At 53.3% G+C, this 14628-nt stretch carries 11 protein-coding genes and 1 tRNA gene; 4 read left to right on the top strand and 8 right to left on the bottom strand.

Going from position 1 to position 14628, the window contains the following annotated elements:
- The first annotated feature begins 79 nt into the window (after positions 1-79).
- Together ACFE8Q_RS14810 and ACFE8Q_RS14805 are read left to right on the top strand one after the other, a co-directional pair.
- Positions 80-3283 (top strand): carboxypeptidase regulatory-like domain-containing protein, encoded by a 3204-nt coding sequence (locus tag ACFE8Q_RS14810; protein WP_375446185.1) that lies wholly within the window; start codon positions 80-82, stop codon positions 3281-3283.
- A gap of 25 nt (positions 3284-3308) precedes the next feature.
- Positions 3309-4172, top strand: coding sequence for a glycerophosphodiester phosphodiesterase family protein (locus ACFE8Q_RS14805; RefSeq protein ID WP_375446184.1), 864 nt, complete (start codon positions 3309-3311; stop codon positions 4170-4172).
- A gap of 339 nt (positions 4173-4511) precedes the next feature.
- On the opposite strand, the gene ACFE8Q_RS14800 is transcribed toward ACFE8Q_RS14805, so the two are convergent.
- Positions 4512-5570 (bottom strand): cellulase family glycosylhydrolase, encoded by a 1059-nt coding sequence (locus tag ACFE8Q_RS14800; RefSeq protein WP_375446183.1) that lies wholly within the window; start codon positions 5568-5570, stop codon positions 4512-4514.
- 207 nt (positions 5571-5777) lie between these two features.
- On the opposite strand from ACFE8Q_RS14800, the gene ACFE8Q_RS14795 reads away from it, so the two are divergent.
- Complete coding sequence (locus tag ACFE8Q_RS14795; RefSeq protein WP_375446182.1) at positions 5778-7121, top strand: hypothetical protein; 1344 nt, start codon at positions 5778-5780, stop codon at positions 7119-7121.
- 29 nt (positions 7122-7150) lie between these two features.
- On the opposite strand, the gene ACFE8Q_RS14790 is transcribed toward ACFE8Q_RS14795, so the two are convergent.
- The gene (locus tag ACFE8Q_RS14790) at positions 7151-7909 is read right to left on the bottom strand and encodes a ZIP family metal transporter (RefSeq protein ID WP_375446181.1); all 759 of its coding nucleotides are present in this window, start codon (positions 7907-7909) and stop codon (positions 7151-7153) included.
- Between the two features lie 276 nt (positions 7910-8185).
- On the opposite strand from ACFE8Q_RS14790, the gene ACFE8Q_RS14785 reads away from it, so the two are divergent.
- Positions 8186-8404: a hypothetical protein gene (locus tag ACFE8Q_RS14785; RefSeq protein WP_375446180.1), complete on the top strand. Its 219-nt coding sequence runs from the start codon at positions 8186-8188 to the stop codon at positions 8402-8404.
- A 261-nt stretch (positions 8405-8665) separates the two neighbouring features.
- On the opposite strand, the gene ACFE8Q_RS14780 is transcribed toward ACFE8Q_RS14785, so the two are convergent.
- The 6 genes from ACFE8Q_RS14780 to rpoN all read right to left on the bottom strand — a co-directional run bounded on the left by ACFE8Q_RS14780 (position 8666) and on the right by rpoN (position 14468).
- Positions 8666-8739: transfer RNA gene (locus tag ACFE8Q_RS14780), tRNA-Arg, on the bottom strand.
- Between the two features lie 49 nt (positions 8740-8788).
- Positions 8789-9586 (bottom strand): enoyl-CoA hydratase/isomerase family protein, encoded by a 798-nt coding sequence (locus ACFE8Q_RS14775; protein ID WP_375446179.1) that lies wholly within the window; start codon positions 9584-9586, stop codon positions 8789-8791.
- Positions 9587-9696: 110 nt separating this feature from the next.
- Entirely contained in the window at positions 9697-10890 is a 1194-nt protein-coding gene (locus tag ACFE8Q_RS14770; RefSeq protein ID WP_375446178.1) for an acyltransferase family protein, read from the bottom strand.
- Positions 10891-11009: 119 nt separating this feature from the next.
- Positions 11010-12245, bottom strand: coding sequence for a helix-turn-helix domain-containing protein (locus tag ACFE8Q_RS14765; RefSeq protein WP_375446177.1), 1236 nt, complete (start codon positions 12243-12245; stop codon positions 11010-11012).
- Positions 12246-12258: 13 nt separating this feature from the next.
- The gene (locus ACFE8Q_RS14760; RefSeq protein WP_375446176.1) at positions 12259-12897 is read right to left on the bottom strand and encodes a hypothetical protein; all 639 of its coding nucleotides are present in this window, start codon (positions 12895-12897) and stop codon (positions 12259-12261) included.
- Between the two features lie 113 nt (positions 12898-13010).
- The gene (gene rpoN / locus ACFE8Q_RS14755) at positions 13011-14468 is read right to left on the bottom strand and encodes an RNA polymerase factor sigma-54 (RefSeq protein WP_375446175.1); all 1458 of its coding nucleotides are present in this window, start codon (positions 14466-14468) and stop codon (positions 13011-13013) included.
- Positions 14469-14628: the final 160 nt, after the last annotated feature.

The raw sequence follows: 14628 nt of genomic DNA, 5'->3' as shown, positions 1-14628 counted from the left end.
AATTTGTTAATAGAGCGGTAACACTCAGTTAATGGTGTCGCCGTCTCTTTGCAGCCTGAAAATAGCAAGCCTCAGTTGCATGAAAAAACACGTACTACCCCTTCTTTTACTTCTCCTGATTGCCTGTCTTGTTACAACGAGCGTTGTTGCCCAAACCACGCAGGCATCCATCTCCGGCATCATCACAGACACACAGAAAAGCCCGCTGCCTGGCGCTACCGTTCAGGTACGTAACGAATCGACCGGTTTCAATACCGGAACAGTGACCAACGCGCAGGGCGAGTACCTGTTTAAAGAATTACCATTGGGCGGCCCTTACACTATTCGGGTTACGTTTGTCGGTTACGGCGACCAGACCCGGACGGGCTACGCGCTGAACCAGGGCGATGCGGTTCGGGTGAACCTGCCCATGCAGGAAAATAGCCAGACGCTGCAAGTGGTGCAGGTGGTAGCATCGGGACTGAAAAACAAGGTCGATAACCTGGGTGCTGCCACGGCGGTGTCGGCCAAGTCCATTGCCAGCCTGCCCGTCAACGGCCGGAACTTCACCACCTTAACGGATCTGTCGCCACTTAGCCGGGGTGGTAGTATCTCCGGGCAGCTTGGTTCATCGACCAACTACACCATCGACGGCATGACGGCCAAAAACCCAACCTCGGCGGGCTCAACAACCAGCCGCAGCGGGGCTCCGTACTCCATCTCCATCGAGGCCGTGCGGGAATTTAAGGTGGTAACCAACCAGTATGACGTTACCTATGGCCGCACTGGCGGGGGGATCGTGAGCGCGGTGACCAAAGCCGGTACCAACACGCTGAGCGGGAGCGCCTTCAACTACACGCGGGCCAACTGGTTATCAAGCCCATACGACATTCGGGGTAATGACCGCAACAATAAATTTGCTACCAATCAGTACGGCTTCTCGCTGGGCGGACCAATCATTAAAGACAAGCTGCACTTTTTCGTGGTCTGGGACCATCAGCAGGATTCCCGACCGCTGATCATCGCAGACGTGCAGACGCCGGTTGACGAAAACCGGTTCAACGTGACCAGAGCCACCCTCGACCAGTTTGTAAGCATCGCCCGGACCAAGTATGGCACATCCAGCGATCCGCAGTATGGCACCTTCGATAAGCCCCGGAGTTCCGACGCCGCTTTTGCCCGCTTCGACTGGCAGATCAATAGCAAAAACCTGCTTACCGTTCGGAACAACTACACCCGCGATTTGAATAAGCTGGGCCTACAGGATAACTCGCCCATCAACATTTACGAGTCATACGGAAACGATTTTAACTGGGATAATAGCTTTCTGGCTACCCTGCGCACGGCGATAAGCCCCCGGATTACCAACGAACTGAAAGTACAGCACCTGTACACATACCAGAAAAGCAGCCCCGGCGATCAACTGCCGGAAGCTAATATTCCCAGAAACCTGGTCGAAAACGTACCCTCGGTCGTTGCGGGCGCCAATCGGACCACTACCCTTCAGTCGGGTGGGCACCGGTTTGCACAGGAAGGCTTCCAGAACAACGTCATTCAGTTGGTTGACAACCTATATTACAACACCGACAAGGTGCAGTACACGTTTGGCCTTGACCTGATGTATACTCACGCCAACTCGCTGTACGGCAGCGAAGTAAATGGCCGTTTCCACTACCTCGCCGACGGAACTGGCACTGCCCTGCAAAACTTTGAAAACTTGAAGCCGTATCGCTATTTCCGGGAGGTGCCCCTTATGGATGACTGGACCGTAGTTGGCAAAACCCTGAACGCGGGTGTTTACGGGCAGTTGGCTACAAAACTGGCTCCGGGCCTGGAAATGATCGCCGGTCTGCGGCTGGATTACGCCCACTACCCATCCTCGCCGCTAAATCAGGTGGTGCTGGAGGATTTGAAGCTGCGCACGGATAATAAACTCAAGTCGTTTGTGGTGCAGCCCCGATTGCAGTTCACCTGGGACATTAATAATCAGCACACCAACTTCATCCGATTCGGTGGGGGTATTTTCGCGTCCGACATCAACAACTACGCGGTTATCAATAACCTGACCTTCGACGGAAAGCACCTGGCTACGGTAGACGTCAGGGCACCCAACGTACCTGTGCCTGACTTCGCGGCCTACCGCGCCAATTACGCCAGCATTCCCTCACTGGCGGCTTTTCAACTGCCCACCATCAACATGACGGGGGCCGATGCCCAGGTGCCGGTTATTTACAAAGCCAACCTATCCTATAACCGCTACCTGACCGATAAGCTGCGGGCAGGCCTTGCCGGGTTTATGACGCTGGGCCGCAACAACTATGTGTACGTTGACCGGAACATGGTAGCCGAGCCTTTTTTCCGCATTCCCAACGAAGATAACCGGGGCGTATACGTACCACTGGCGTCAATGCCAGCTTCAGGGGCGGGCGACTGGCAGCAGGGCCGGATCAGTCAGCGACTGGGCCGGGTGCTGGAGTTAACCAGCCAGGGCATGGTGAATCAGTTTGCCGTTGTTGCCGATGCAACCTACCAGTATTTCCGGGATGGTGAGATTTCGGCCAGCTACACCTGGAACGATACCCGCGACAACACCTCCTACAATGGCAACGTGGCCAACAGTGCTACACTGGTTTTACCGGTGAAAGATGATCCGCGCAATCTGAACAACCTGACGTATTCCGATAACCAGTTCCGCAGTAAAGTAGTCGTGTACGGCACCCTGCCTTCGTTCTACGGCGTCACGGTTGGCTTCCGTTTCTCAGGCATCGGCGGCACCCGCTATACGCTGCTGTCGGGCGTGAATAGCAACGCCGACTTTGTGACGACGAATGACCTGGCCTTTATTTTCGATCGGAACGGGGAAAGCGTACCGACCAGCGTCCGAACCGGTTTGCAGGCCATTCTTGACAACCCTACCGCCAGCCAGAGCATCAAGGATTACATCACCACGTATTCGGGCCGGATAGCCGAGCGCAACGGAGGCATCAACGGTTTCTATGGGGTGTTCGACATCCGGGCCAGCAAACGGTTCCGGGTCGCGAAAATTCACAGCCTTGACCTGTCGGTCGATGTGTTTAACGTGGCCAACCTGCTGAACAAATATAACGGAGCCAATCAGTCGCTGGGCACACAGGCGCTATATGCCCCGGTCAGTGTGGCGGCAACGCAGACATCACCCGCTATTCCCGCCTTCAGCCAGGCAACGCGGCAGTACAATTACCGGGTAAATACGGCGGGCGTTGTTACCCCTTCGGGCGATCCGTATCAGATTCAGATCGGTTTGCGCTATTCGTTTAACCAGTAAGTAAATTCATAAACCCAAACTTACTATGAAAACGATAGCCCTATTCTGCCTGCTGCTCGGCTCATTCGGACTTCAGGCGCAAGGTACGTTTGATCGGCAGGGTCACCGGGGATGCCGGGGCCTGATGCCGGAAAACACCGTGGCGGCCATGAAAAAAGCCCTCGATCTGGGTGTGCAGACGCTGGAACTGGATGTGGTGATCTCGAAAGACAAGCAGGTGGTGGTGTCGCACGATACTTACATGGCCTCGACGATTACTCTCAAACCCGATGGAACGCCAGTTACGGCGGCCGAGGAAAAGACGATCAACCTGTACCAACTGTCGTATGCAGACATCAAAAAATATGATGTAGGGACGAAGCCACACCCGCAGTTCAAGGAGCAGCAGAAGTTTTCGGTCTATAAACCATTGCTCTCCACCCTGCTCGACTCGGTGGAAGCGTATGCCAAGTCGAAGGGAATGCCGTTGCCGAAATATAACGTCGAGATCAAGTCATCGCCGGAAACCGACGGCGTGTACCATCCCGCCCCGCCCGAATTCGTTGACCTGGTGATGGCCATCTGTCAGCCCCGAAAGCTGGGTAAGCGGCTGAACATCCAGTCGTTTGATGCCCGGCCGTTGCAGGTGCTCCATCAGAAGTACCCGGCCGTTATACTGGCTTACCTGACGGCGAACACCAAATCGGTTGCTGAAAATCTGACCACGCTGGGGTTCACGCCGCAGATTTACAGCCCGTATTACAAGACCGTAACGGCCGAAACCGTGAAGACATGCCATCAGCAGGGTATGTCGATTATTCCCTGGACGGTAAATACAAAAGCCGAAATTGATCAGCTTATCCAGTTGGGCGTCAACGGCATCATCACCGATTACCCGAATCTGTTTTAAGTAATTGGTTAACTGGTGATTGGGGAACTGGTGATTAGGTAACTGGATAGTTGTTTATATGTAGAAAATCAGTTAGCCAGTTCGCGAATCAACTAGTTCTTAGAGGGTGCAGGACAAGTTTATTTTTTGACAGGATTTACGGGATAAACAGGATTTTAGTAGGCTTCAGAGGAAAAGAAATCCTGTTTATCCCGTAAATCCTGTCAAAAAATAAACTTGTCCTAACACCTTTCTTAAGAGGATAACGAGCAACGTACCTGACGTCTATCACACACGGCAGGTACGTTGTCTTTCGTTCAGACAGCAAAAGTTAGTTGCTGTCTGTTGGCTCACGGCAGCTTATTTCTTGCCCGTTACGGCTTTGATCTTGTTGACTTCATCCTGACTGAATGGGGTTCCGTCTTTTCTGAAAATGTCGTGGAACCACAGTTCCGGCTCCCGGCCGCTGGCGATCGGGGTGTCCCAGGCGAAGATCGTGTTGGTCTTCCCCGACACAAATCCCCAGTTGATGGCCCCAATGTTTTCCTGTTTCAACAGGGGAAGGATGGTCTGGAAGAGGCTCCCGTTCCGGCGTGCCATGTACTCGGTGCAGATAAGCGGGCGGTTATGTTGCCGCAGATCATTGATTCGGTTGGCGTGATTGTCAATGTAAGCGTAGTTGTGGTAGGTGATCACATCTGAATTTTCGAGTTGGAAGGCATTTAGCTCATCGAAGGCTTTGCTCCAGTTCCAGAGCCCGGCGCTGACCGGCTGCGACGGACCAACCGCCCGCGCCCAGGTAAATACCGATTTCAGCAGGGGTAGACTTTTGCTGGTGTAGCCGCTGTTGCCGGGTTCGTTGTAGAGGTCCCAGAGCAAAATACGGTCGTCGTTTTTAAACGTCGTCAGCACGTCTTTCACGTAGGATTCCAGCACCGGCAGGCTGTCGGGGTGATTCAGGATCATGGTGCCGGGGTCACGTACCCAGCCGCTGTTATGTACGCCCGGTTTGGGATCAGGCTGCTTGCCGGGCTGATACGTGTCGTTCCAGCAGTCGTCGAAAAATACCAGAATGGTCTTGATACCGTGTTTATTGGCGATCTGCAAATACTGATCGAGGCGGCTCTTGAATCCCGCTTTGTCCGACGTCCAGGCGATGTGGTGCAAATAAACCCGCATGGCATTCATGCCCAGACCTTCGGCCCAACCCAACTCACGATCAATCGTTTGTGGATCAAACGTGGCCGCCTGGAACATCTCCAGTTGATTGATGGCCGTGCTGGGCTGGAAATTACTGCCACTAACCCATCCTATCTTTTTGTACCATTGATTGGCCTTGTCGGTCGTCCATTTCGTTTGTGCCCGTAGCTCCGATGCGGTAATGAATAGCAGGAGAGAAGCAACCAGTAGTTTTTTCATAAGGTAATTGGAAATTGGTTAACCAAGAAGCAGAGAATCACGAATGACTACTTAATGAGAACGGCTATCGGCCCCTCAGTCGATTTCCGTATTTTCTGATATGGTTAGGAAAAAGGGGCCGTATTGTAATATACATGCCTCTTTTGCCGCACTTAGGCGCAGCTTTGTGGACGTGATAAGTAGCCCCCGCTATAATTGCCTGACGTTATGAAGAATAGTCACCTGATGGTGCTTTTGCTGGTCGGTCTGGGTACGTTGCCTGCTTACCGATTGGCTACGGACCAGTTGCTACCTGTTGGCGAAACAGCCCTGCCTGCCGATAGTACCCGAAACCGGGTGAATATGGCGGTGATGACCGATGTACCCATCCGCAACGTGGCTGAGTTATCGCGCTTTCTGGCCTCAGCGCAAACCAACAAGCGGGCATTACTGTCGGGTGTTTACGATGTGGGGCCTAGTGGTTTGCAACGTACCGGCGCCTGGAACAATGTGCTGGTTACGGCTCAGAAAGGGGCAACCATTCTCACGTCGGGCACCACGGCGCTGCTATTTCAGGGCAATAAACCAGTGAACCGGGTAAAACTGGACAACCTGACGTTTCGGTCGACATCGACGGGGAGCGGTTACCCCATTCTCTTTTCTAACGAACTGGTTTCGTTTCACGGCTGGGAAATTGCCCGCTGCACGTTCGTCGGAACGGGCAGCGGGCATTACAACGCGTTTGGTATCGTTCAGTACAGTACCGTAAGCCATTCAGGCGGTACGTCGACGGACCTGTACGTGCACGATTGTTCATTTCTGAATAGTCCCCGGATGGGCGTGGAAATACTGTCGCAGGGCTATGATAAGCCCAGGCTGTCGAACCTGACGATCACCCGCAACCGGTTCGAGAACCTCACCACCAACGATAGTGAGCCTCACCGGATGGCCACCAGTTTGTCGGGGCTCATTACCAACATATACCACGCGCAGAACCAGTCGATCAATGCAAAAGACATTGCTTATGAGTTTGTTAACGTGAAAAATGTGCTGGCCGAAGATAACGCGGCCAGCGCCAAACTGGAAACCGCCGTGGGCTACTCGATTACCGACGATGGTCGTAACTCGACGGAGCGCATTACGGTGAAAGGGGGGAATTTCGTCATGACCAGCCGACCGTTTCAGGTATATGATGCTAAAGACATCCATTTCATCGGCGGAACGTACCTGGGTCACCGGGGCGTCGATGTGAACTGCCAGAACAGTAGTTTCGCCGGGCTGACGATTACGGTGCATTCAACAACCGTGGAGAGTAGCTGGCAATTTGGCGGCAACTCGTCGGGGAATACACTGGCTAATTCGGTCATCAGCTCATTTGGGGCCGTTAAAGCCGGTTACCATCCGGCTTTCGAGTCGGTTGTGCTTCGATCAGGTACGTCCAACAACAGATTGATCGGGGTAACAACCCGATTGGGCAGAAAAGCAGACGGTATTCACTACACCGACGGATCTATCCAAAACCAGGGCGCGGCCACAAACCTGATTCAAAAATCGACCGTGCAACTTGAGTAGTGATGATGAGGATAGACGTTGGATAACTTTCACCCGGCCAGTTTCGAGAGAATAAACGACACCATGAAGCCGATTACGGTAAGTAGCCCGGCAAACTCGTGGGTTTCATTGAAGGCTTCGGGCACCATCGTGTCAACCAGCATGGCCAGGATTGCCCCGGCGGCTACGGCAGTTGTAGCGGCCACGACCGTATTTGAATAGTCCTGAAAGAGACTATAGCCAATCAGGGCCGCGATGCCCGAAATGAGGGCGATACCGGTCCAGATTCCCATAACGTACCCAACCGAACGACCCGCTTTTTTCATGCCCGCCGCACTGGACAAGCCTTCCGGAATGTTGGACAGGAACACGGCAACAACCGCCACCAGACTGGCTCCTTTGCCACTCAGCAGGCTAAGCCCGATCACGATGGATTCTGGAATGCCGTCGAGCAGGGCACCGACGGCAATGGCCATTCCGCTACCGGGCTGGTCGGCTTCGGATTGCTGATGGTCGCCCGATCGTTTGCGGTGTTTAGCCCCCTGGTGTGACAAATAGTAATTGGCAACCGAGTAAACGAGCGCGCCGCCGATAAAGCCTGCCGCCGTAGCCGTAAAACCACCTGTCCGGTAGGCTTCGTCCATGAGTTCGAACGAGAGCGCCGAAAACAAAACGCCGCTGCCAAAGGCCATGATGCTGGCAATGAGCCGCTGGGGTACCTGTATAAAATAGCCAATGGCGGCGCCAATCAGCAGCGCACCACCAGCCAGTAATCCCCAAAGTCCGGCTTGCGCCCATACTGGTATCATGCTTACCGGGTTCATGTAGTGTTCCAGACTGAACCCGTGGGTAGGGCTTTTGTTAGAAGCAGCCCACATTACGTGGATAATACGACTAACTGGTGGGTTGAGCCTACGTATAGCCAGACCTGATGGCTAGTTACCAGCCGACATAACCTCGTAGATGTGAGCCGATTTACCAGTTGATCGAACATATATAAGCGGTAAATAACCATTCCCTCAGCAAATCGACTAATATTGTCGCTATATCTAATTATTCGAGCTTGAATGCAATCTAAACCCGGTATGCTCCCGTTTATAGAATGCATTATCCGACAGGCCATGAAAAATCCATTTCCAGCACTTATTGCCTACATGCTGATTCAGACGGTCATGATGTATCCCCTTGCTTCATGCCTTGTACTAGGCGCAGTGATCATGGTGGGATGGGCAATGGCGTTAGGTGAATTAATTCACCTGTACAACCCTGATGAATCGCGGGGATCAGCGGCAGCCACATTTTAGCCGACCCGATAACGGCTACCAGAAATTTCGGGCGTAGTTAGTTTACGTAATCACTCGACACGTGGAGCGGCGTAGTGAGGCGAGTTCTCAAAAAAGCCATTAAACTAGAAATCCCTTTCGGCACGACGCTGGGAGGGATTTGTCATGTTTGTGCGCTCACAGTTCTTCAAAGTCGGGCACGACCTGAATCCACCTCCTGATCTGTAGCCAATTGGCTATATACATAAACACAAAAAAGCCAGTCATTGCTGACCGGCTCTGTGCTCTCGTAGGGATTCGAACCCCAAACCTCCTCATCCGTAGTGAGGTGCTCTATCCAGTTGAGCTACGAAAGCATTCCCGTGTTGGGATTGCAAAAGTAGTGTAAAAAAGCTGTTTGTCAAATTAGCGGCCCTGAAATTTTGCTGCTTTTTTCATCAGAAACGAGCCAATACCTTCGGCCACGTCGTTGCTTCGGCCCAAAGTATCCTGATTGTCAGCTTCCTGTTCCAACTGATGGGCCAGGTCAGAATAGAGCGATTGATTCAAAACTTTTTTCATAGCACCGATCGCCAGAGTAGGCGCAGCCGCATAATAGGCCACCAGTTCGGCTACAGCGGCGTCTAACTCGTCGGCAGCAACCGATCGGTTTACCAGACCAAGTGCGGCCGCTTCGGGTCCATACACCCGGCGGCCGGTGCTGCATAACTCAAAGGCTTTCTGCGGGCCGATCAGGCGGGGCAGGAAGAACGTAGATCCAGCGTCGGGCATGAGGCCGATGTTGACGAAAATCTGACTGAAATACGCCTCATTGCTACAGACCAGCACGTCGCAGGCCAATGCCAGCGAGAAGCCTGCCCCCGCCGCTACCCCATTGACGCGCCCGATAATTGGCTTGGGTACGTTCCGCATGGCCACGATCATGGGGTGATATCCATTACGCAACGACTCTCCCAGGGCCATGCCACCGCCCGACAACTGCGCATTGGCAAAGCCTTCTTTCAGATCGGCCCCGGAGCAGAATGCTTTGTCGCCCGCGCCCGTGAGCACAATCACGCGTACCGTGTCGTCGGCACCAGCGGCGGTAACAGCGGCAGTAATATCGCTGATCAGGCCGGGGCTTAGCGCATTGTACACATGCGGGCGGTTCAGCGTGATGCGGCAAATGCCACTTTCGACGGTGTAGAGTAAGTTCTCGAACATGGGTTTCTAAATTAGTATGCAAGCATACTAATTTTTTGGCAAGTTTCAAGGGAGGTAACGCGGACTTGAGTCCGCATTTTTTTACAACAAAATGCGGACTCAAGTCCGCGTTACATCTTCACGCCAAAGAACAGCCTTGTCAGCCAGAAGGGGCGGATGAGTAGTAGGTACGTTACTATGCAGACGGCTAGTGAGGCAAAACTGACGACCAGGAAGCCACTATACACGCCGAATGGGGTCTTAGTCAGCACGTAGTAGCCGATAAGTACGATAACGGTTTGGTGTAAAATGTAGAATGGGTAAACGGCGGCATTGAGGTGGGGGAGCCAGCGGTGATTCTTATTCAGGTACGTATAGCCATAACCGACCGTTGCCAAGACCGAAAACCAGGTAAGGCAGAGGCTGTTGAAGCTGTACAGGGTTCTGGACAAGGTGTTTTGGTCGATGGTTTCTTCATCAAAAATGGCCCTTGAGCCGTAGAGAAGGGCTGTACAGATCAGCGTGGCCACCAGAAAATAACGACGCTGATCGGCCAGGATTTGCCAGAACAACTGACGGCTGATGAGCAGGTAGCCAGCCCAGAAAAGGAGCAGGTTTTTTACGAAGTAGGCCCAGTCGTCGGTCAGCCCGTGCGTCTCGCGTGGAAATAAACCGCCCAGTGCTACATCGTTGATCAGAAGCGCTCCGACCAGCCACAGCGCCCCACCCGGCCGCGCCAGCAACGTACCCAGCCGGTCGGTGAACCGCTGTCCACCGGGGCTTTTGAGCCACCGAAAAATGGGAATGCTCAGCAGGGAATAGAAAAACAAGTAGCAGATAAACCATAGGTGATGCCAGCTAAACGCACCGCCCGTGCCTCCGTCTTTATAGGATTGGAAATGAAATACCTCCGGGTAAAAGTCGAGGTAACTACCCGCAAACCGGCCACGAAACAGCCATTCGATGTATATCTGCGGGGGAACCACGACGAACATGCCGAAGACCAGCGGAATAAATAACCGCCGAACCCGCTCCCCGGCGTAGGCCCCGTAGCTGCGTTTACGAAGGGCGAAGAACGTACCGGCACCCGAGATGAAAAATAACAGCGGCATCCGCCAGCGGTGGAGCCAGCGCATCACTTCTTCCATTGGCTGACTGTGTTGGGGGCTTTTTATATGCCAGCCCCACGATACGTAGATCATGCCGGTATGGTAGAAAAGAAGTATGATGATGGCAATGATCCGTAGCCAGTCGAGGTCATAGCGGCGGTTGGCTATCGGTAAGGTGAGTGGCGATGAGGGGCTGGGAGCAGAAGCCGGTTGCATGCAGGATGGCGTTTGGTTGATACCCCAAAAGTGGCGTTTCTGCCTGCTAGTAGCCCTATTTGCCCATCGTCGCGAAGTTCGAGCCGACCGGGATGAACTCGATTGACTGCCGCCTGGCGTCAGTTGCGCTCCGTTTGGGCGGCATCGCGGAACTGGGCGGGGGTCTGGTTGGTGATTCGTTTGAAGGCGGTATGAAAAGCCGACGGCGAGTTGTATCCCACGCGTTCGGCAATCTCGTCGATCTTCAGGTAGGCGGTGTTGGTGTTGCGAAGTAACTGCTTCGCTTCGGCAACGCGGTAAGTGGCCAGCCAGTCGAAGAAACGTTGGCCCAACCGGTCGTTGAGCAACTGCGACAGGTGATGCGGGCTGGTACCGAGTTGAGCGGCCAGTTTGGGCAACGACATGTCGGTTTGCAGGTAGGGCTTTTCGGTGGCCAGCAACTGGTCGAGCTTGCGGAGTACGGCATCTTCCACTTCTTCCGAGAGCGACGATTTTTCGTATTTCCGGCGGGGTTCTTCGCTGGTTTCGCCGGTTGCTCGTTCTGGTCCAGGTACGTTGCCGATCGGATTGGGGGCTTGTTCAGGTACGTTATCCTGAAAAAATGTAGAGCCACTCATGACCAGAAAACTGGTGACGTAGATTACGCCCGTCAGGTAGCAGGCCAGCAGGTAATCGCCGAGGTCTTCCTGAAATTGTGGTTTAACGATCACAATCAGCAAAGGCAAGACAGCAAACAGGAGCGTGAGGTTGCGGAGGCGGGCCAAAACCGCGGGCGAACTACTCCAGACTGATTTTCCCGCTTTTTGGAAAGCGGGTTTGATAACAGCCAGGGCCAGTCCGTTGTAGAGCAAACAGCTCAGTAGTGTTAGCTCGTTGATGTAGTCTCTCAGGCCCAGAAAGTCTTCGCTCAGGTACGTGTGTAGTTCGGCTACCTGAGGCAGTTCAGGATGCCACGCTTCCAGGTAGTTATTGTACTTGTACTCAACGGGCTGATAAAGCCATGAAATAGCGTTGATCGCCCAGATCAGCGCGGGGAGCAGGTGCCAGGCCCACTGACGGGGAAGCCGACCCCGGATGCGGGCGAAGACGTAGAGGAAGAACAGCGGCCCCATCAGAAAGTTGAGCGGCTCGGAGAAATCGACCCAGTCCAGTAACTGAAACTGGTAGTTGCTGTAGCCCAGCAGGATTTCGCCAATAACTGCCGAGATGCTCAGCATCAGCCAGCCAAGACAGCGGTTGGCTATGCTGCCTGATCGGCTGCCCGTCAGGAAAAACAGGCCCAGAAACAGCCCCTGCGCCACGCCAAGCAGGATAATGAGGCCAAACAGATCGAGATGGGGCGGTAGGCTGCGCATACCACAAACTTAGCTAAACGAGCCAGAAAATGGCAAGGCCACTCACGAATACGCCCAGCCCCAGGCCAGCCCCAACCTGCCCTACGGTGTGGGCGTTGAGCTGAAGCCGGGCACTGGCAACTAAGCCGCTCAGCACGATTAGGCCAATAAAAGGCATGAACAACTCGGTGTCGCTATGTTTGATGAGCAGCAGCATGACCGTGCCCAACACGCCACCGATACCTACAGTGTGGGCGCTTATTTTCCAGACGGTGTTGATAAGGCCCACCAGCAGGATCGACAGGGTAATGCTGCCCAGGATAATGGCTACTTCAGGCGATGTTTCTGAAAATAAGCTCATCCGAAACGCGAACAGGTACGTTACCACCAGATACACCATACCCGTGATCAGATAGGGAAGCCGCCGGTCGGTACGGTCGGGCATGTTCAGGTCGGTGAGAAAGCCGGTTCGGTAGAGGTAATAGATCAGCAGGCTGGGTACGGCAAAAGTGCCGATAAACACCAGAACAAGCAGGCTGACCCGCAGGCTGGGAGAGTACGTATCAACGTTGAGCCGGGCCGGAGTCACGTAAAGCAACAGCCCAAACAGCCACGTAGGCATCAGCAACGGATGAAAAATAACAGACAGGATGTAAGCGAGGCGGGGATGCAAAGTCAATTATCAGTTATCAATGAACAATGATCAGCGAATCCAGCTACCTCTTTTTTGAACCGATCCAAGTAGCTGGATTCGCCGATCATTGTTCATTGATAACTGATAATTGACTAAAGCTGTTTCCGCAGCCGGGCCACGGGGATATTTAGTTGCTCGCGGTATTTGGCCACCGTGCGCCGGGCAATGTTGTAGCCCCGGTCGTTGAGCATTTTTTCGAGCTTATCGTCGGAAAGAGGATTGACTTTAGGTTCGGTGTCGATCATGTCTTTCAGAATGTTCTTCACCTCGCGACTACTGACATCCTCGCCCGAGTCGGTGGCGATCCCTTCCGAGAAGAAATATTTCAGCGGATAGATGCCAAACTCCGTCTGAACAGCTTTGCTGTTGGCCACCCGCGAAATCGTCGATACGTCCATGTCGATCATCTGGGCAATGTCTTTCAGGATCATCGGCCGCAGTTTGTTCTCATCGCCGGTCAGGAAGAAGTCATACTGGTAGCGAACGATGGCGTTCATCGTTTTCAGCAGCGTCTGTTGCCGCTGTTTGATGGCATCGATGAACCACTTGGCCGCGTCGAGTTTCTGTTTGACAAAGCTGACGGTTTCTTTCAGCGATTTGTTCGTTTTATTGCTCCTGTCGTACGTATCGAGCATATCGGCAAACGACCGGCTGATCTTCAGTTCGGGCGCATTGCGAGAGTTCAGCGTCAGTTCGAGTTTGCCGCCGTTGTTGGTCAGCAGGAAGTCGGGCATCAGGTACTGCACCGCACTGTCGTCGCCTTCGACCGAACCCGGCTTTGGATTCAACTTGATGATAATCTCGACCACTCGTTTCAGGGCCTCATCGCTAACGTTGAGCCGCCGCTGAATTTTGTCGTAATGTTTCTTGGAGAACTCGTCGAAAAACTCGTTGATGATCCGAATAGCCAGTTGAACGTAGGGGTCGGTCAGGTCTTTACGGCGAAGTTGTAACAGCAGGCATTCCTGCAAATCGCGGGCGCCAATGCCGGGTGGGTCGAACGTCTGTATTTTATGGAGAACGTCTTCTACCTCATCAGCATCGACGAAGATATTTTGCGAAAAGGCCATGTCGTTGACAATGGCCTGTAATGACCGGCGGATATAACCGTCGTTTTCAATGCTACCAAGTAATTGCAGACCAATGGCGCGTTGCTCGTCGGTGAGCCGGAGGTAGCCGAACTGCTGCATCAACGAATCCATCAAACTCGACATGGTGGCAATGGGCATTTCGCGGTCTTCTTCGTTGTATGAACCGTCGCCCTGCATTTTGTACCCGGCAAACTCATCGTTGGCCAGGTATCCGTCGATGTCCAGGTCGTCGTTCCGGTCGGTGTATTCGTCTTTATCGTCGAACTCCCCGGGTTCATCAAACTCGTCTTTTGTGTCGTATTCTTCGTCCATACCCTCTTCGAGGGCCGGATTAATTTCCAACTCTTCCTCGATACGGGTTTCCAGTTCAGCCGTCGGTATTTGCAGCAACTTGATAAACTGAATCTGCTGGGGAGACAGTTTTTGTTGTAATGACTGGCTTAGGCTAAGTTTCTGCATACGTTAAATAGCGCCGAAGCGGAAGTGGGTTAGATAAGCGAGGGGGCATGAAAGATGCGCGGCCCAAGAGCCGCCCTCAATTATCAGACCAATTTAACTTTGTTTTGTTGGTACTGTCAAGGAAAAATTCAGAATCAGTATAATAGGCTAGATAGGAAGT

The sequence above is a fragment of the uncultured Fibrella sp. genome (assembly GCF_964250085.1).
Lineage (GTDB): Bacteria > Bacteroidota > Bacteroidia > Cytophagales > Spirosomataceae > Fibrella.
This window is presented reverse-complemented; position numbering and strand designations above follow the sequence as displayed.

Coding starts and splice junctions, on each gene's coding strand:
- ACFE8Q_RS14790 (WP_375446181.1), bottom strand. CDS start 7,909: ATGATACCAGTATGGGCGCAAGCCGGACTTTGGGGATTACTGGCTGGT.
- ACFE8Q_RS14785 (WP_375446180.1), top strand. CDS start 8,186: ATGCTCCCGTTTATAGAATGCATTATCCGACAGGCCATGAAAAATCCA.
- ACFE8Q_RS14765 (WP_375446177.1), bottom strand. CDS start 12,245: ATGCGCAGCCTACCGCCCCATCTCGATCTGTTTGGCCTCATTATCCTG.
- ACFE8Q_RS14795 (WP_375446182.1), top strand. CDS start 5,778: ATGAAGAATAGTCACCTGATGGTGCTTTTGCTGGTCGGTCTGGGTACG.
- ACFE8Q_RS14810 (WP_375446185.1), top strand. CDS start 80: ATGAAAAAACACGTACTACCCCTTCTTTTACTTCTCCTGATTGCCTGT.
- ACFE8Q_RS14770 (WP_375446178.1), bottom strand. CDS start 10,890: ATGCAACCGGCTTCTGCTCCCAGCCCCTCATCGCCACTCACCTTACCG.
- ACFE8Q_RS14805 (WP_375446184.1), top strand. CDS start 3,309: ATGAAAACGATAGCCCTATTCTGCCTGCTGCTCGGCTCATTCGGACTT.
- ACFE8Q_RS14800 (WP_375446183.1), bottom strand. CDS start 5,570: ATGAAAAAACTACTGGTTGCTTCTCTCCTGCTATTCATTACCGCATCG.
- ACFE8Q_RS14775 (WP_375446179.1), bottom strand. CDS start 9,586: ATGTTCGAGAACTTACTCTACACCGTCGAAAGTGGCATTTGCCGCATC.
- rpoN (WP_375446175.1), bottom strand. CDS start 14,468: ATGCAGAAACTTAGCCTAAGCCAGTCATTACAACAAAAACTGTCTCCC.